Raw genomic sequence first — 15891 nt, forward strand, 5'->3', positions numbered from 1 at the left:
GTCGGCTAGATTGATTTCGCCCTGATGAACTGCCGAGGGGAAGCCATCTTGAGCGCGGAATGGGGATGGATTTCGTTGTAGTCCTCGATCCATCCGTCGATGAGCCGGAGCGCTGTTTGGGCGTCCGGTAGAGCTGATATCCGAATATAGTCCCGCTTCAACGTTTTGACGAAGGCTTCCGACATGCCGTTCGACTGCGGGCTGGCGACCGGCGTGAAGCAGGGCGTCAGATTGAGTGCTTGCGCAAACAGCCTCGTGTCCCGCGTGGTATAAGCCGAGCCATTGTCAAAGAGATGCTCGATAGCATGCGGGGCTCGGATTGCATGGAAGCGTTTCTCGACCGCCTCCAACATCATGTCGCGTACGTCTGAGCCGGAGATGCCTGCATTGGCAACCGCCGTCCAAGCGATGATCTCGCGGTCGAAGGCGTCGATAATGAAGGCGAGACGAATACCCAAGCCTGTGCTTGAGCCTTTCTGCTTATGCCGACTGTCCGGTCGAAATGGGGGCAGTTCACCCAGCCGCATCCCCGTCTCAATCATAGTATGGATGATCGCCTTTTCTTCATCGTTGAGACCGTCCAGCGCGCTTTGTGCGAGGATCTTTTCTTGTATCCATGCAGGAGGGAAGGGCAGTCGCTTGTCGAGTTTGGTCGCATTCGTCTCTTTGATCCAGATATTCTCCCACTCCTTATGAAACTGCGTGTGAAGTCCGTCATCCATGACAGCAAGCATGCCGGCGATATCCGTAAAGCTGCGGTTGGCGCTGTAGGCCTTCAGCTTTTCATCTTTAATCTTGCGCATCCACCAATCGTGAAACCTAATCGTGTCGGCACGATCGATGCTGTGCAGCTCGCGATCGCCGATGAGATCGTTGAAATATCGGATGGCACGCTCGTGCGAAATCTTGTGCTTTCGCATCTGGTTGGGTGACATGCCGGTAAGGCTGGCTTCATTGTGCTGAAGGTAGAGCTTCCAGATGTCACTCACTCGGGGTTTGGGTTCACTCGCTGTTCCGAGTGCCGCATCCACGATTGTCGCCGACGTATCGAAGTGTTGCTCTGCCACACTCAGTCGCCGCTCCAACTCGACCAAGTCAAGCAGTGCCGCTTGTGGTGCTGGCCGGTATGTGAAGCCAATGCTCTGTGCAGCTTTCACCGCAGCCTGGTACTCCTCGATCGCTTCGACTGCGTTCCTTCCATCGAGTAGCGCCCGCCAATAATCCTCAGATGCCCTATGCAGAGTTTCTGCTCTGTCGAGCGCATCTTTGTGATTCTTGGTCTTCAGGCTCTTCTTGACATGCACCCGCTTGTCGAGGTGCGCGACTTCGGTCGGCACGCGTCGATAGTACCAATAGATGCCGGTTGCGGGATCTTTCACCACGTACCTAGATAGGTCTTCTGATCCCATGATACCCCGCTTGCTGTAGGCCGGAATTTGGCCAAAATGTAGCAAGAAACACGATATGCGGAGTATGTTGGCACTGAAATCTACCGTCGCGCCACCAAATAACTAACTAATTTTATTGTGCTTTATTTGCAGCGTACCACTCAACCATATTGGTAAAAATGGCTCCCCGGGCCGGATTCGAACCGGCGACCTGTCGATTAACAGTCGAATGCTCTACCGCTGAGCTACCAGGGAACGTGCGCTGCTTGGCGCGGTGTGAGCGGGGTAATACAAATGCTTTTCCGATTTGCCAAGCGCTTTTTTCAAAAAAAATGAAATCCTCTTGTTTTATCCACCGAAGTCCCCACTTTTCCGGGAATGTTGGCTCTAAAAAAGTTTTCAGCAACTGTTCCTCAGAGGGAAGTTTCCAAATGACGTTCGGTCTTCACCCCCAAACGGGGCGCCTTCATTTGGGAAAATGGAGCATGCCGATGCCGCAATCGCGAGTCGGGCGTATCATTATCGGCGTTTTGCTCATCGTCGGTGGCATACTTGGCTTCTTGCCCATCCTTGGATTCTGGATGGTGCCGCTGGGGCTTCTCATCCTGTCGCAGGATCTGCCCTATGTGCGGCGCAAGCGCAGGCGCTTGGCAATCTGGTGGGCGAGGCGGCAGCGCGCCCGTCAGGCGCGCCGCGGAGGCATTACGCGCCCGTAAGCGAGTTGCTGATGCCTTGTCCTGCCCAGAAAGCACCATAACCGAGGGCTGCGAAGTAAATGGTGGTCAGGATGAGGAAAGCGTAGCCTCCCAGCACGGTCGCGCCGTCGCGCTGGATCATGCCCGCTGAAAACAGCAGGATAGCCACGCCGGGTAGTGTGTTGGAAAAAGGCACGAAACCCAGCGGCATCATCAGCAGTATTCCAGAGGCCATGATGGCAAGACCATTGATGCGCGCCATAACGGCACCTGCGGTCAGCGCGGGCAGGCGAGGGCGCATGAAGCGGTCCAGCTTCGACACGATGTTCACACCCTTCTGCAAGGCAGGTGTGAGGCGCGCTGTTTCCATTTCCTTGTCGAGGATACGTCTTGGTAGCCATGGCAGGCGGTTGAGAGTGATCGCAAGACTGATCATCACGATAGCCGCGCCAAAAATCGTGCTCACACCCGGTATCGACACGGGTATCAGGAAAGGCAGGCAAGCGATGGCGCACATCAGCAGGAGACCCTGCTCACCAATCGCTTCCATCAACTCACGCAGAGTGATCGTTTTGCCAGTCAGATTACCGATCAGCCTTTCCAAAACTGTGCTGAGGCTCTCGGATGTATCTGTAAACGTATATTTCTGCGTCATGCTCTATCCCGGAACGATTTCGATGCGGGATAGATAACATTCAAGAAATGGCGTGCCTATGGCAAACGCAACTCTTTGGCGCAGCTATTGGTATGTGCAGTTAGTTGGCTGCTAGTGAGATACCCACGAGCTGTATGCGCCAGCAAGGAGCACGAGTACGAGAATGCCAATGATAAAAGGGTTCAGTGAAGTAACGAAGCCTACATAGTCCATGGTTATTTCCTCCTCCATTCGTCCCGCTGATGATTTTACTCCGATTTCAATAATTTACCAGTATAAATGTATTTTGTAGTTGCGCTGCAACATATTGTTTCTTCGTCCACTGGGAATGTTGCGCATAGATCATGCTGCGCTGCGAAACATGGTCACCGTCATCGCCTCAATAATGCCTTGCAAGATTTGTCATAAGCCGTCAGCACAGTCGCAACGGCGTTTGAAGGGGTAAGGTATGCTCAAGAGGCTATACGCATGGACAATGGCGCTGGCGGCGCGGAAAACTGCGGTGTGGTGGCTGGCAATCGTCGCGTTCGTGGAAAGCTCGGTGTTCGTCGTTCCCGCTGACGTGCTGTTCATACCCATGGTTCTGGCAAGGCCGAAGCGTGCGATGTTCTATGCTTTGGTCGCAACGATTGCGTCTGTGCTGGGCGGCATAGGCGGCTGGTATCTCGGGCATTACGCCTTCGAAAGCGTCGCGCGACCTGTGCTGGAGTTCTATGGAAAGCTGGATAGTTTCGAGCAGATGAAAGCTTCCGTGGACTACGAGACGATTTTGCTGCTTCTCGTCACCTCGGGCCTCGCGCATCTTCCGCCCATCAAAGTTGTCACCATTCTCTCCGGTGCCGCAAACATCAGTCTCGGCCTCTTTATTCTATCTGCTGTCGTCACCCGGGCCGCCCGCTTTTTCATCCTCGCCGGGTTGCTCCAGCGCTATGGCGAACCCATCCGTGACTTCATCGAAAAACGCCTTGGTGTGATCGCAGCCGTTACGGCGGGCTCGCTGATTGCCGTCTACGCCACCTATGTCCTCGTGCGGTGACAAGGCTTGATCTAGGCGTCCTCATCGCTAAGGGCATCATTCAGCTTAGTGTCAGTATTCGCGATCATCTCTCCTGCCAGACAAACAGGAAAAATGATGATGCGCAGGATTTTGTTTCGGGGTGTTCTACCAATCGCACTCACGCCGTTGGTGTTCCTGGCGTATATCGGGGTGCTTCAGCTTTCAGGCAACTCCCATGAGGTCATTGCCGGCCAACTCTATCGCTCCAGCCAGCTTTCGGACACGCGTCTGGCAGACTACGTCAAGGCAAATGGCATAAAGACCATCATCAACCTGCGCGGTGCAAATAACGGCTCATCCTGGTACCGGGAAGAAGTGGCAGTGGCTGAGCAACTCGGCGTCCAGCACGTTGATTTCGGGATGTCTGCTTATAAAGAGCTCGGCTTGGGGCGAGTGGCGCAGCTCATCCAGATCATGCGCGATGCGCCCAAGCCTATCCTCATCCACTGCAAGTCCGGCTCAGACCGCACAGGCCTCGCTTCCGCAATCTACGTGAACCGCGTTGCGGGACTGGACGAAGACACCGCTGAACATCAACTCTCCATCCGCTTCGGCCACCTCGGCATTCCCTACCTGTCTGCGGCCTACGCCATGGATAAAAGCTGGGAAAAAATCGAAGATGCGCGTGCCATCACGAGCATGGTCGATACGAACGAACATGTGATCTGATGAGCGAAGCAGCTCCCGCTTCTGGTATATCTGGATTGGTATTCGGTCGAGGTCATTCGAAACCGGCTGGAGACCCGTGTCAGGAACATCAACTGTAAACTGAATGAAATTCTGTAAACTGCTTGAGGGTGGGGAGGCCTCAAGTCTTTGAATTAATGGTCGGAGCGGCGGGATTCGAACCCACGACCCCTTGACCCCCAGTCAAGTGCGCTACCGGGCTGCGCTACGCTCCGACACAGGACAGGCGTTTATATAGATGGCCGATCATGCGCAAGTGGAAAATCGAGATTGCTTCAAAAACACCGGCGAAGGGTGTTGATAGGTCCCAGTAGCTGCGCCGTTTTGCGTGTGTCGACGACTATTTGCACCTTATGAGGCGGCGTGAATAATTATTATGCAAAATCGCTGCCACGATCTTGCCATATTACGGTTCTCGTGGTTTTCTTCAGTTGCCCTGACTGGAGGGGTAAACGGTAGAGACCCGCCATATGCTGGGTGGGACAGCGGCGGGTCTCCCATTTCTTGATGTCACACCTCGGCGTTCATCTTTGGCCAAGTGAGATAATAGAACTTGCTGCCCACCGCGCCGAAGTAAGCGCTCTGTCCCGAAATCACATCCATGTAGTTGCCGTCTGCATCTTTGGCGTAACCAGCTTCGCCGCGCTTCACGCGTTGTTTCAGGAACTGGCTCCAGCCCACTGCATTGATTTCGTCGCGCTGAATGGTGTGCGGGCGCTCGCCAGACACATCCCAGGCCGTGATGGCGACGCCTTCTACTGGGTCGTGGATTTTCAAGGTTCCTGATGTCAGAGACTGTGCCATGGCATTGCCTTGGTTGACGCTTGCATGATCTGCCGATAGCTCGCCGATCCACGCTTTGAGGCTGCGCATGAATGGTGCGCCTGTGATATCGTCGTCAGATTCCGGTGTCTCGGGAACAAGCGAGATGAGGGGCGCCGAAGACATTGGCGCAGGCACATCGACAGCGCTTGCAATGGTGGAGTCGCATTGCTGATCGATCTCTGTGGGCAGCAGAGCGACGGAGCGCTCCTGTTGCTGCTCTATGGCCTTGAGTGCGAGTTCGGTGGACAGAAGCTGTACATACGATACGAGTCCCGAAGCCATCACTGACTATTTCCTGATTTTCAGCCTGCCGCATGCATCTGCGACACAGCCATCACTTCCTTGAAGTGAGCATTCTCAAAGCCTCTTCTCATGAAAAGACCGGTTTTTGTCGTGTTAAAAAACTGACACAAACCGGTCTAGGTTCTTCAACCTGCGCGAAGCTGGTGGCGATCAATTTTCCTGGACGGAAACGCCGTTGGGCCCAATGTTCATCTCAATGCCCTTGGGCTTGCTCTCTTCGTGCCAGACGTAAATGCCAAGGCCAGCCACTGCAATAATCAGCGCGCCGATGATGAGATAAAGATTGTTTGTCCGCGTCATGTAATACCCCTGTGCAACAATTTTGCAGGGCGCAAACGCATGAAATTAAAAGAGGTTCCGTAACGGCTCAATAAGCGTTCTCGGATTTCAGAAGTCGAATGGGCGTCAGGACAAGAATTTTAAGATCGAGCCAGAGGGACCAGTTCTCGATGTAGTATAGATCGTGGGCGGTGCGGTTCTTTATCTTGTCGCCATGGTCGATTTCGCCGCGCCAGCCGTTGATTTGCGCCCAGCCGGTCACGCCAGGTTTAACCTTATGACGTGCAAAATAATGCTCCACGACCTCGGTGTATTTGAGATCGCCGGTCTGCGCGTGCACCGCATGCGGGCGAGGGCCGACAAGCGAAAGGTCGCCAGCGAGCACGTTGAACAATTGCGGCAGCTCATCGATGGATGATTTGCGAAGGAACCTGCCGACCGGTGTCACGCGTGGGTCGTTCTTGGTCACGGCTTTCTTTGCGGTGGGATCGCTCATCTCCGTAAACATGGAGCGGAACTTCCACACGTTGATCGTCTCGTTGTTGAAGCCATGCCGTTTCTGCTTGAAAAGGATCGGTCCCTTCGAGGTGGACTTTACCGCAATAGCGGCGCCCAGCATGAGAGGCCACAGGATGGCGATGCACACGATGCTGAATATGACGTCGAATGCGCGCTTGGCAACCGAGTCCCAGTCGCGCAGAGGTTTGTCCATGACATCAAGCATCGGCACGGTGCCGATGTGCGAATAGGAGCGCGGACGAAAGCGCAGCTTGTTGGCGTGGGCAGCAATCCGAATATCGACTGGCAGCACCCAGAGCTGGCGAATGAGCTCCAATATCCGCGCTTCCGCGCTCATGGGAATGGAAATGATGAGCATGTCGAGCTTCGTCAGGCGGGCAAACTCCACCAGTTCCGCGAAAGTACCGAGTTTGGGGTAGCCAGCCACAACATCAGGCGAGCGTGCGCTCTTGCGATCATCGAATATGCCGCAGATGCGGATGTCGTTGTCATGGTTTTCCAGCGAACGGATGAGATCCTTCGCCGCCTGACCGCCGCCGACGATAACGGCACGGCGTTCCATCACCCCGTTTCTGCCCCAGTGGCGAATCATCAGGCCGACAATGATACGCTCCACCAGCAGAAACACCGCACTTGCGCCATACCACAGCCCCAGCATCTGCCACGAGTAGTGTTCGGCAGGCAGAAGAGCGGCAGTTAGCAAGATGGTTAGCGCAAACGACGCAAGCAGCGAAGCCTGAATGCGTGGCATGGTCTGCATGGCGCGCCGCAGCAGTGGAAGCTGATAGGCATCCGCCGTTTGCAGCAAAATGGAGCAGAACACGCCGTTCCAGACACAGATTGCAATCAGCGCAACGCGAGAGCCGAACGCTTCCGGGGCCTCCAGCGCGTTGATGAGAATACCGATAACCGTGAGGATAACGAAATCGAACAGCCTAAGCTGGCCTATGACGATGTTGGGTGAATGGCTTGTGGCGCGCAGCTGGTTCGCCACCTGTAGCGCCAGCGGGTTGAGCGTAACCGGTTCGCGCTGTTTTGCGCTGCCGCCGTCTGCATTGCGGGCAAGTTTCTTGCGCAAGGCATCCAGGTCGATCGGGGTGCTGTCTCCTCCAGCCTTGCTCATACCGTCTTTCCGCAGTCTCGAATGGCGGGAGAGTACAAAAAACTCACTAAGAAACGCTTAGAGTATAGGGCTTTTAGTGCCGGTTTTTTGTACCATCATTCGGTGTATATATGCGTTTTCTAAAACTAACAATCGTTGTTTTGGCGCGCTATGGCCGTTTTTGGGGTCATTCGCGAAAATGGGGCGCGGGATACGCAATACCTGTTTACCCGCAACTGTGAGCCTGTTGGAAACGGTCGCTTCGGTGGCAACGTCGTTTCCAGGGCCGCAAACTGAGATGTCAAATCCTTTTGGATTGAAGGGCCGGTGCCGATGAGCAGGGTGAAGACGACCTAGAAGAAGCGTTCACGAACATAGATCGTGTCACCGGCAATGACGGGGCCGGATATGATGATTCTGCCAGTCATGACATTGGCGTTGATCTTGCGGGTGATATCCACATCGCTCTGATTGGCGCGGGAGGTGAAGCCACCTGCAACGGCAATCGCATTCTGCGCGGTCATGCCCGGAACATAGGAATACTGGCCAGGCCTGCCGACTTCGCCCATGACGAAGACGGGACGATAGCGATCGATCTCGATAGTCACGTCAGGGTTCTTGAGGAAGCCCTGCCGAAGCTTTTGTGCGATTCCCGATTCGAGCTGAGAGACGGTCTTGCCGCGCGCTGAAATCTGACCGACGAGCGGGAAGGCGACATAGCCTGCCTGATCCACTGTATAAGTGTTTGTCAGATTGGTCTGGTCGAATACATTCACCCGCAATCGATCGCCGCTATCCAGCCGATAGGGCGCGAGGGCTGCTTCGTTAAAAGCGCGTGGTGCCGGTTTGTACGCTGAACAGCCTGCGAGCATCGCGGCCAAAGCTACGACAAGTGCGGGTATCAGGCGTGGGGCAGCGAATGTCATCCGCAATCATGCTCCAGAGAATTTCTTCACGCAGTTATCGGTTGCGTATGGTTAATGCCGGGTAAAGAAAAGAATTTTCCCTGTTGCTTTAATAGGATTTAGCAGGGCAGGGCGAGAAGCTTTAACGCTTGTGTTACCGGAAACTCCTATTGTCTGGGCCAATGCCTCTGATGACGCTGCCCTTCGAAAAAGAGAAATCTCGTGACCAAAAATGCCAACCACGCCGATGATTTCGACGAAGCCACGCAGGAGCGCTTCACTGTTTCGGTCAACGGTGCCGCGGATTTTCTCTCCATGCGCGGCGCAAAGCCGACTGTCGGCTTGTTTTCGCCAAGCGGTGATGATGGCTCGACGGCAAGCGTCATGCTGGCGAGATCCATCGCCGAACTCGGCCGTTCCGTCGTTCTGGTGGATATGACCGCATCCGGCTGTCCAACCCGGCTGATGTCGCAGGAGCCGGGGCTTCCAGGCGTTTCCGATCTTCTTTTTGGTGAAACCGCTTTTGGGGAAACGATTCACCACGACCGGTTGTCCAATGCACACATCGTGCCCCACGGCAATGCTCAGCCACAGCACACCGTCCGTGTCATCGAGCGGTTGACGATGGTTCTGCACGCTCTGGCCGATACCTATGACACCGTGCTTCTCGAGTTCGGTGCTGCGGATGTCGATGGCGTTACGAAACTGCTGAAATATGTCGACGCCGAAATCGTGGTTTCACGACCGGGTGCGGACAGTCCATTGGTCGAGACGACACTCGATCAGCTTAAAGCTCTCGGATATGCCGAAGTCGTCATCATGGGGTCGCCGGATACTGCCGAACACGCGACGGATTAAGAATCACTTCTGCTGTTTGGGGCCAGCCATCCATTTGATGATGAGCATGGCCGGTAAGATCCAAAGCACGCCCGAAACCACGAAATAGCCGAGATGCACCCACCACGGTTGTTTCGCCAGCATCGCCGATGCAAAGCTCGTCGCGATCACCGCATAGGCGAGCACCAGCGCTATGATGACGATGGTGCCGATAAATGATCTGAGGCGCTGTGGCATGCCGTTTTCGCTCCCTTGAAACTCTCGACGCTTATACAGCCGCGACCCAATGCCGCAAAGCTTATTGGCGGCGCGGACGGGTATGAGGGCTTGTTTTGCACGGTGCGTTGTTGCAAACCATCGAAAAGACTTGTGGAGTGTCAAGAATGCAGGCGAACACGGTGGCCAACGCTGAAACCTCTGTCGAACAGCGAGCGCTGAAGAGCCGAGAAAAAGACCGTCGTCTTCTGCGTATCTGGTTGCGGGTCGTTCTGTTCACGCTGTTCTGTCTCGTTCTCGTCGGCGGCGCCACGCGCCTGACGGAATCAGGACTTTCCATAACCGAATGGAAGCCCATCCACGGCGCCATTCCGCCGCTTTCCGTGGCCGAGTGGGAAGAGGAATTTCAGCTATACAAGCGCATTCCGCAATATCAGGAAATCAACAAGGGCATGTCGCTGGGCGAGTTCAAGACCATCTTCTGGTGGGAATGGGCGCATCGGCTGCTGGCCCGCGCAATCGGCCTGATCTTCGCGCTGCCGCTGGCCTACTTCTGGCTGACGGGCCGGGTCGAAAAGCGCCTGAAGCTACCGCTGGTGGGCCTGCTGGCGCTGGGTGGTTTTCAGGGGTTCGTCGGCTGGTGGATGGTTTCTTCCGGTCTCGTCAACCGCACAGATGTTTCGCAATATCGCCTCGCCACCCATCTAACCATCGCCTGCCTGATCTTTGCGGGATGCATGTGGATTTTGCGCGGCCTTTCGCTTCATTCCCCGCAGGCGTCGAACGAACGGCAGGGCAGGGGTTTCGCCGCCTTGTTGGCCTGTCTCTGTCTTTTCCAGATTTATCTTGGCGCACTGGTCGCAGGCCTGAATGCCGGGCTTTCCTACAATACATGGCCGTTGATGGATGGATCTCTTGTGCCCGGCGACCTTTTCATTCAAAGCCCCTGGTGGATCAACGTCTTCGAAAACCCGAAGACCGTCCAATTCATCCACCGCCTCGGTGCCTACGTGCTGTTTGCTGCAACGCTGTGGAACATGGTCTACCTCTGCCGCAAATTGCCTAACAGCCCACATGCTCGCCGCTCCGTGCTGTTCTTCGTGCTGGTCTGCATTCAGGCCGGGCTCGGCATCACCACGCTGCTGATGCATGTCGATATCCACGTGGCGTTGGCACACCAAGGCATGGCGCTACTGGTCCTGGCATTCGCGATTGCCCACTGGCGCGGATTTGTGGGGGAGTATCCTGTGGACGTGAAGGCAAGCGCAAACAACTGAAAATCGTGAGGCGAGATGAGATCGCCTCCAACTGAAACCTAATGTAACGATCTCGCGACGTTGATGAAAGCGAGGCGCTCGCAAGCGTTCTCGCTGTCTTCAAATGGTATTCCATCCTCCAGCGACCAGCAAATCGACAGGCCTGCATGCGCAATGGCGTAGTTCAGGATTTTTTCCACCGAACAGTCCAGTGCCCTGGCGAACTGCTCTCTCAAGTCGTTGATCCTCTGGGGATCAACGATGTCATGGAAAGCGCCTATCGGATTTCCAAAGACATTCGCAACATCATAGGCTGGATCACCGAGCAGTCCTTGCGGGTCTATAGCGAGCCATTCGCGTGCGCTGCCGGACATGATGTTTTCGTGGTGAAGGTCTCCGTGTAGAGGCCGGACATTCTGTTGTTTGTCCAGCAGCACGCGAGCCACCTCTGCACAAAAGCGTAGCGGTTCTTCAAGACGAATGTCTTGCTCGACCTTCACCCGTGCAAAGAGTGCTTGGAAATGCTGGTCGAGTCGGGTGAGGCCTTGCGGGATGTCTCGCTGCTGCTGTGAGTGTAGCCTCTGTATGACATCGGCGATGACGGCATTCGATGCTGCTTCGCCGTTCATGAGGCGATAGTCTCGAAGAGTAACGTGGCCCGCGTCTTCGAGCAGACAAACGGTTCCCTCTCGTTTCAGCATGCGCACGGCGCCTACGCCGTTTCGCCAATCCAGAAATGCCATGCCGGGCAGTTCACCCATGCCACGCGGCTTCAGTGACTTCAGGATCGCCGTCGCGCCACTCTCCAGCGTTACGCGAAAGACGACGCTGCTGGCGGTGTCAGCAATGAGAAAGGCGGAGGATATGCTCCACCGCCTTGCAAGTTCAACTGGAATGCTTTCGGGCAGATTTTCAATCATGCCGAAAGCATGAGTTCCATGTTCTGGACCGCAGCGCCCGATGCACCCTTGCCGAGATTGTCGAGCACGGCAACGAGATTGATCTGTTCGTCGCTGCCGAACAAGAAGAGCTTCATTATGTCCTGGTTGACCAGTTCTTCGGCGTCGATACGGCTCAGCGAGCGGCTTTCCTCAAGGGACACGACCTGCACGATGTCCTGGCCGGCGTAATGTGCGACCAGAGCGGCGTGGATGGTCTCGACGCTCGTGCCTTCCTTCAAATCAGCCAAGAACAGCGGCACCTGAACGATCATGCCCTGCGGGAACCGTCCAACGGAAGGCGAGAACAGGGGCGAGCGGTCGAGCTGGCCGTGGATTTTCATTTCCGGCACATGCTTGTGCTTCAGTGTCAGGCCGTAGAGAAAATTATTGGCACTGATGGCGTCGTCGCGGCTCTGGTCTTCCATCTGCGCAATCATCTGCTTGCCTCCGCCGGTATAACCGGACACAGCGTTGACGCTGACCGGATAGCCATCCGGCAGAATGCCAGCTACGCGCAAAGGGCGAATGAGGCCGATGGCACCGGTGGGATAGCAGCCGGGATTGGCAACGAACCGGGCGGAACGCACTTTCTCAGCCTGCGCCTTGTCCATCTCGGCAAAGCCATAGGCCCAGTCCTGATGAACCCGATATGCCGTCGAGGTATCGATGATGCGGACCTTATTGTTGCCGTACACCATGGTCACGGCCTCCTTGGAGGCATCATCCGGCAGGCATAGGATCGAGATGTCCGCATTGTTGAGCATATCTTCCCGCATGGCCGCATTGCGACGTTCTGCCTCGGGAATGGACAGCAGTTCGATATCGCGGCGGTCGGCAAGGCGGGTGCGGATCTGCAAGCCTGTGGTACCGTGTTCGCCGTCGATGAAGATTTTTGCTGTCATGTCCTTGTCCTGAACTTTCAATGGGTTGAGGGAATATGCGGAATCAGTTTGCAAAGCGCTTGAATCAATCTGTCAGCCCGCTTTCGTAGGCCGCCCAGCACGCAGGCCATGCATATACAATGCAACTGTTGCCCCTGCAATGGCGGTGGTGTGCATCTGCCGGATGATCACGGAGACATCACCTAGCTAAGCTGAGACTGACTTTCGATGAATGGACAACAAAAAAGGCGGAGCCGAAGCCCCGCCTTTTCGTATTCGGATTCCGTTGCGAATTAACGCTTGGAGAACTGGAAGGAACGGCGAGCCTTGGCCTTACCGTACTTCTTACGTTCAACAACACGGCTGTCGCGGGTCAGGAAGCCACCCTTCTTCAGAGCTGGGCGCAGGCCCGGTTCGAAGTAGGTGAGGGCCTTGGAGAGACCGTGGCGAACTGCACCGGCCTGGCCGGAAAGACCGCCGCCTGCAACAGTTGCGATGATGTCGAACTGGCCAGCGCGAGCTGCTGCAACGAGCGGCTGCTGAAGGATCATCTGCAGGACGGGACGGGCGAAGTATGCCGAGAAGTCGCGACCGTTGATGATGATCTTGCCGGAACCAGCCTTGACCCATACGCGGGCTACGGCGTTCTTGCGCTTGCCGGTCGCGTAGGAACGGCCGAGGGTGTCAACCTTGCGGACATGCACGGGAGCAGAAGCTTCCGATGCAGGGGCGAGGTCTTTCAGGGAGGAAAGATCGGCCATTATCAGGCGCTCCTTACGTTCTTGCTGTTCAGCTGTGCCACGTCGAGAACGACTGGCTGCTGTGCTTCATGCGGATGGTTGGAACCGGCGTAAACGCGGAGGTTCTTCATCTGGCGACGGCCAAGAGGACCACGGGGAATCATACGCTCGATTGCCTTTTCGAGAACGCGCTCCGGGAAGCGGCCTTCGATGATCTGGCGAACGGTACGTTCCTTGATGCCACCTGGGTAACCAGTGTGCCAGTAGTACTTCTTGTCGGAATACTTCTTGCCGGTGAAAACGCACTTTTCAGCGTTGATGATGATGACGTTGTCGCCATCGTCAACGTGCGGTGTGTACGTTGCCTTGTGCTTGCCGCGCAGGCGGGTTGCAACAACAGTGGCGAGGCGACCAACAACGAGGCCTTCGGCGTCGATGATGACCCACTTCTTCTCCACCTCAGCAGGCTTCTGAACGAAAGTAGACATTCTTTTAACTTTCTCTAGGACCCGTCACACTCAAGCTGAGCATGCGGGCGTTTTTTGTTGCTTGAGGCTGAGCACATAGGCGCAGCCGTAATGACCGTATTTCCAGGGAAATTCTGTCTGCGGCGCTTATAGGCGGTGTGGAAAATTCCGTCAATGTTACTGTTTTCTAGCGCCGCAAAAATTGGCTTTTAAAATCAATGGTTTGGTAATGTGGTTCTATGATACCACAATAAAAACGTCTGACTCAGCCCAGTCTCATGGTCAAAACACCCAACGCGATGATTGCGCCTGCGATATAGCGCCAGACACTAGCCCTTTCTTTCAGGATGACGACGGAGATGAGGATGGCGAAAAGAATAGACGTTTCCCGCAGGGCTGCGACCACTGCGACGGGTGCTTTCGTCATCGCCCAGAGCGCTAAGCCATAGGAGAGGATCGATCCCGCACCACCGGCCAGTCCCCGCCACCAGTTGCCGCGCACATGATTGACGACAGGTGCCCAGCCCCGCTGATGGAATGCCCAACCAAACAACAGGATCGGTGGCAAAAGGGACATCCACAATGTGTAGGAAATCGGGCTTGATGAAAGCCGCGCGCCGACCCCATCGACAAATGTGTAGCCAGCGATAACGACCGCGTTGATCAGCGCCAGCAAAATCGGGTGGCGACCGCCATGCCGCGCCTCGAAGGCGAGGGTGAGAATGCCAGCGGAGATGATTGCGATGCCCGCGAGAGCAGCAAGGCTCAGCGTTTCGCCCAGAAAGAGATTGCTGCTGGCAGCGACGATCAGCGGAGCGACACCGCGCATGATGGGATAGACCAGACCAATATCACCCACCGTATAGGCCGCAGCAACCAGCCGGAAATAGGCGAACTGCAATAGGGCGGAGATAACGAGAAACGGCAGGGCTACGGTGCCGGGAAGGGGAAGAAAGGGCAGAAGCGGAATGCAACAGGCCGCGGCGCCGGCGGCAATCAGGCTCGCGTCCAGTGCTTTGTCCACGCCGGATTTGACCAGCGCATTCCAGCCAGCATGCAACAATGCCCCCAGCAAAACCAACAGCAATACATCAATCGACACGGGCGACTCGCAATGTTTCTCGTTTGATCGAACCCTATGCTTTCATGCGGCGAGTTGCACCGGGGTATGAAAGATAATGTCAGCCAGCCACCGGCTCAAAGCCCAGGCGATAAGTGTCGCGATGCAACTCTAGAATGTTTTCTGGGTTTTGGCCTGGAAGATCAAAATTAAGAGTTTTGATGATGTGGGCGAAAAATGAAACGATTGAACCGCCGGTCAATGAAAAAATCCGGCGTTCTGAGGCCATATTTTGGTTTGAAGTGGCGTATTTTCATCAAATAACGATTGAGGATTAAACAGTTCAGTCGTGCAACATATTTTTCTAATGTAACTATGAGTAGTTTCTAAAATGCCAGTGAACAGATACGGTACAAAAAAAGTACGATTGGTGATTGGGAAAAAGGTTAGCGCAAACATTATGGTTGTGCCGATTTTCGTAAAGTTACAGGGCTTTGTGAAAACACTTTTCTCAACCACTATGGTGGGCGGCAAAAAACTGAGAATGCAGATATTTGGAGGAAACGATGAACCACGATGTCTATGATGACGACTACATCCGCCGCGTTCTGAAGGATGTCAAAACCATCGCGTTGGTGGGCGCGTCACCCAATCCGGCGCGGCCCAGCAACGGCGTGATGAATTTCCTGTTGTCGAAGGGCTACTCGGTGTTTCCCGTCAATCCGGGGCAAGAGGGCAAGGATATTCTAGGCAGGCAGGTCTATGCCAAGCTGGCAGACATTCCGGAGCCGATCGACATGGTCGATGTGTTCAGAGCAGCGGAGTTTTTGCCAGCCATCGTGGAGGAGGTCATCTTGCTGTCGCCCCGACCCAAGTTTATCTGGGGGCAACTTTCCGTTCGCCACGATGATGCGGCGGCAAAGGCCGAGGCCTATGGCATAGAAGTGGTGATGGACCGATGCCCCGCAATTGAGTATCCGCGTCTCAATATCGCATCATAGTTAGCATAAGTCGCACTTATCATTCGCCTTGAGGGCGTTATTATCCCTCTGCTCTCAAGGCAGGAAAAACATAAATC

Annotated in this window: 18 protein-coding genes, 2 tRNA genes and 2 pseudogenes; 6 read left to right on the forward strand and 16 right to left on the reverse strand. The window is 55.2% G+C overall.

Going from position 1 to position 15891, the window contains the following annotated elements; all coding sequences use genetic code 11:
* Positions 1 to 5 precede the first annotated feature (5 nt).
* The 3 genes and pseudogenes from QRN55_RS00290 to QRN55_RS00295 all read right to left on the reverse strand — a co-directional run.
* Positions 6 to 452: pseudogene (locus QRN55_RS00290) on the reverse strand (integrase core domain-containing protein); the annotation flags it as partial.
* Between the two features lie 765 nt (positions 453 to 1217).
* A pseudogene (locus tag QRN55_RS24405) lies at positions 1218 to 1409 on the reverse strand (DUF6538 domain-containing protein); the annotation flags it as partial.
* A 159-nt stretch (positions 1410 to 1568) separates the two neighbouring features.
* A tRNA-Asn gene (locus QRN55_RS00295) sits at positions 1569 to 1643 on the reverse strand.
* A gap of 176 nt (positions 1644 to 1819) precedes the next feature.
* Between QRN55_RS00295 and QRN55_RS00300 the strand changes: the two genes are divergently transcribed.
* A complete protein-coding gene (locus QRN55_RS00300; RefSeq protein ID WP_284773859.1) occupies positions 1820 to 2104 on the forward strand; it encodes a hypothetical protein in 285 nt (94 codons plus the stop codon).
* On the opposite strand, the gene QRN55_RS00305 is transcribed toward QRN55_RS00300, so the two are convergent.
* Positions 2091 to 2738: an exopolysaccharide biosynthesis protein gene (locus QRN55_RS00305; protein WP_111838952.1), complete on the reverse strand. Its 648-nt coding sequence runs from the start codon at positions 2736 to 2738 to the stop codon at positions 2091 to 2093. The two genes, QRN55_RS00300 and QRN55_RS00305, sit on opposite strands and share 14 nt — an antisense overlap.
* 448 nt (positions 2739 to 3186) lie before the next feature.
* Here QRN55_RS00305 and QRN55_RS00310 point away from each other — a divergent pair, with 448 nt between their 5' ends.
* Positions 3187 to 3774: a YqaA family protein gene (locus tag QRN55_RS00310; RefSeq protein WP_284773862.1), complete on the forward strand. Its 588-nt coding sequence runs from the start codon at positions 3187 to 3189 to the stop codon at positions 3772 to 3774.
* A 96-nt stretch (positions 3775 to 3870) separates the two neighbouring features.
* Positions 3871 to 4464 carry a tyrosine-protein phosphatase gene (locus QRN55_RS00315; protein ID WP_284773864.1) on the forward strand — a complete coding sequence of 198 codons (594 nt, stop codon included), beginning with the start codon at positions 3871 to 3873 and terminating at the stop codon, positions 4462 to 4464.
* A 156-nt stretch (positions 4465 to 4620) separates the two neighbouring features.
* On the opposite strand, the gene QRN55_RS00320 is transcribed toward QRN55_RS00315, so the two are convergent.
* From QRN55_RS00320 to QRN55_RS00340, 5 genes are all read right to left on the reverse strand, one after another.
* Positions 4621 to 4697, reverse strand: a tRNA-Pro gene (locus tag QRN55_RS00320).
* A gap of 295 nt (positions 4698 to 4992) precedes the next feature.
* Positions 4993 to 5589 carry a hypothetical protein gene (locus QRN55_RS00325; protein ID WP_233136347.1) on the reverse strand — a complete coding sequence of 199 codons (597 nt, stop codon included), beginning with the start codon at positions 5587 to 5589 and terminating at the stop codon, positions 4993 to 4995.
* A 171-nt stretch (positions 5590 to 5760) separates the two neighbouring features.
* Positions 5761 to 5910 carry a hypothetical protein gene (locus QRN55_RS00330; protein WP_111838955.1) on the reverse strand — a complete coding sequence of 50 codons (150 nt, stop codon included), beginning with the start codon at positions 5908 to 5910 and terminating at the stop codon, positions 5761 to 5763.
* A gap of 67 nt (positions 5911 to 5977) precedes the next feature.
* The gene (locus tag QRN55_RS00335) at positions 5978 to 7531 is read right to left on the reverse strand and encodes an undecaprenyl-phosphate glucose phosphotransferase (RefSeq protein ID WP_233123107.1); all 1554 of its coding nucleotides are present in this window, start codon (positions 7529 to 7531) and stop codon (positions 5978 to 5980) included.
* A gap of 332 nt (positions 7532 to 7863) precedes the next feature.
* Complete coding sequence (locus tag QRN55_RS00340; RefSeq protein WP_111838957.1) at positions 7864 to 8436, reverse strand: polysaccharide biosynthesis/export family protein; 573 nt, start codon at positions 8434 to 8436, stop codon at positions 7864 to 7866.
* A gap of 201 nt (positions 8437 to 8637) precedes the next feature.
* On the opposite strand from QRN55_RS00340, the gene QRN55_RS00345 reads away from it, so the two are divergent.
* Positions 8638 to 9273 carry a tyrosine-protein kinase family protein gene (locus QRN55_RS00345; RefSeq protein WP_284773870.1) on the forward strand — a complete coding sequence of 212 codons (636 nt, stop codon included), beginning with the start codon at positions 8638 to 8640 and terminating at the stop codon, positions 9271 to 9273.
* A 3-nt stretch (positions 9274 to 9276) separates the two neighbouring features.
* Here the strand turns inward: QRN55_RS00345 and QRN55_RS00350 are convergent, their stop codons facing one another.
* Entirely contained in the window at positions 9277 to 9489 is a 213-nt protein-coding gene (locus QRN55_RS00350) for a DUF2842 domain-containing protein (protein ID WP_284773872.1), read from the reverse strand.
* Between the two features lie 161 nt (positions 9490 to 9650).
* On the opposite strand from QRN55_RS00350, the gene QRN55_RS00355 reads away from it, so the two are divergent.
* Positions 9651 to 10745, forward strand: coding sequence for a COX15/CtaA family protein (locus QRN55_RS00355; RefSeq protein WP_502871264.1), 1095 nt, complete (start codon positions 9651 to 9653; stop codon positions 10743 to 10745).
* A 38-nt stretch (positions 10746 to 10783) separates the two neighbouring features.
* Here the strand turns inward: QRN55_RS00355 and QRN55_RS00360 are convergent, their stop codons facing one another.
* From QRN55_RS00360 to QRN55_RS00385, 6 genes are all read right to left on the reverse strand, one after another.
* Positions 10784 to 11644 carry an aminoglycoside phosphotransferase family protein gene (locus QRN55_RS00360; protein WP_284773876.1) on the reverse strand — a complete coding sequence of 287 codons (861 nt, stop codon included), beginning with the start codon at positions 11642 to 11644 and terminating at the stop codon, positions 10784 to 10786.
* Positions 11641 to 12567: an N-acetyl-gamma-glutamyl-phosphate reductase gene (argC, locus tag QRN55_RS00365; RefSeq protein WP_111838962.1), complete on the reverse strand. Its 927-nt coding sequence runs from the start codon at positions 12565 to 12567 to the stop codon at positions 11641 to 11643. Before argC ends, QRN55_RS00360 begins: the two co-directional genes overlap by 4 nt.
* 272 nt (positions 12568 to 12839) lie before the next feature.
* Positions 12840 to 13307 carry a 30S ribosomal protein S9 gene (gene rpsI / locus QRN55_RS00370; protein ID WP_111838963.1) on the reverse strand — a complete coding sequence of 156 codons (468 nt, stop codon included), beginning with the start codon at positions 13305 to 13307 and terminating at the stop codon, positions 12840 to 12842.
* A gap of 2 nt (positions 13308 to 13309) precedes the next feature.
* Positions 13310 to 13774 (reverse strand): 50S ribosomal protein L13, encoded by a 465-nt coding sequence (gene rplM / locus QRN55_RS00375; protein ID WP_111838964.1) that lies wholly within the window; start codon positions 13772 to 13774, stop codon positions 13310 to 13312.
* 244 nt (positions 13775 to 14018) lie between these two features.
* A complete protein-coding gene (locus QRN55_RS00380) occupies positions 14019 to 14855 on the reverse strand; it encodes an EamA family transporter (protein WP_111838965.1) in 837 nt (278 codons plus the stop codon).
* A gap of 79 nt (positions 14856 to 14934) precedes the next feature.
* Positions 14935 to 15075, reverse strand: a complete 141-nt coding sequence (locus tag QRN55_RS00385; RefSeq protein WP_162698186.1) for a hypothetical protein — start codon at positions 15073 to 15075, stop codon at positions 14935 to 14937.
* Between the two features lie 304 nt (positions 15076 to 15379).
* Here QRN55_RS00385 and QRN55_RS00390 point away from each other — a divergent pair, with 304 nt between their 5' ends.
* Positions 15380 to 15814 carry a CoA-binding protein gene (locus tag QRN55_RS00390; protein WP_112499440.1) on the forward strand — a complete coding sequence of 145 codons (435 nt, stop codon included), beginning with the start codon at positions 15380 to 15382 and terminating at the stop codon, positions 15812 to 15814.
* The last annotated feature ends 77 nt before the right edge of the window (positions 15815 to 15891 follow it).

The organism is Agrobacterium sp. lyk4-40-TYG-31 (genome assembly GCF_030209855.1).
Lineage (GTDB): Bacteria > Pseudomonadota > Alphaproteobacteria > Rhizobiales > Rhizobiaceae > Agrobacterium > Agrobacterium vaccinii.

What these genes read in the sequence shown, in the direction of transcription:
- QRN55_RS00300 (WP_284773859.1), top strand. Translation starts at nt 1,820, where the DNA reads ATGACGTTCGGTCTTCACCCCCAAACGGGGCGCCTTCATTTGGGAAAA.
- QRN55_RS00305 (WP_111838952.1), bottom strand. Translation starts at nt 2,738, where the DNA reads ATGACGCAGAAATATACGTTTACAGATACATCCGAGAGCCTCAGCACA.
- QRN55_RS00310 (WP_284773862.1), top strand. Translation starts at nt 3,187, where the DNA reads ATGCTCAAGAGGCTATACGCATGGACAATGGCGCTGGCGGCGCGGAAA.
- QRN55_RS00315 (WP_284773864.1), top strand. Translation starts at nt 3,871, where the DNA reads ATGATGCGCAGGATTTTGTTTCGGGGTGTTCTACCAATCGCACTCACG.
- QRN55_RS00325 (WP_233136347.1), bottom strand. Translation starts at nt 5,589, where the DNA reads ATGGCTTCGGGACTCGTATCGTATGTACAGCTTCTGTCCACCGAACTC.
- QRN55_RS00330 (WP_111838955.1), bottom strand. Translation starts at nt 5,910, where the DNA reads ATGACGCGGACAAACAATCTTTATCTCATCATCGGCGCGCTGATTATT.
- QRN55_RS00335 (WP_233123107.1), bottom strand. Translation starts at nt 7,531, where the DNA reads ATGAGCAAGGCTGGAGGAGACAGCACCCCGATCGACCTGGATGCCTTG.
- QRN55_RS00340 (WP_111838957.1), bottom strand. Translation starts at nt 8,436, where the DNA reads ATGACATTCGCTGCCCCACGCCTGATACCCGCACTTGTCGTAGCTTTG.
- QRN55_RS00350 (WP_284773872.1), bottom strand. Translation starts at nt 9,489, where the DNA reads ATGCCACAGCGCCTCAGATCATTTATCGGCACCATCGTCATCATAGCG.
- QRN55_RS00360 (WP_284773876.1), bottom strand. Translation starts at nt 11,644, where the DNA reads ATGATTGAAAATCTGCCCGAAAGCATTCCAGTTGAACTTGCAAGGCGG.
- argC (WP_111838962.1), bottom strand. Translation starts at nt 12,567, where the DNA reads ATGACAGCAAAAATCTTCATCGACGGCGAACACGGTACCACAGGCTTG.
- rpsI (WP_111838963.1), bottom strand. Translation starts at nt 13,307, where the DNA reads ATGGCCGATCTTTCCTCCCTGAAAGACCTCGCCCCTGCATCGGAAGCT.
- rplM (WP_111838964.1), bottom strand. Translation starts at nt 13,774, where the DNA reads ATGTCTACTTTCGTTCAGAAGCCTGCTGAGGTGGAGAAGAAGTGGGTC.
- QRN55_RS00390 (WP_112499440.1), top strand. Translation starts at nt 15,380, where the DNA reads ATGAACCACGATGTCTATGATGACGACTACATCCGCCGCGTTCTGAAG.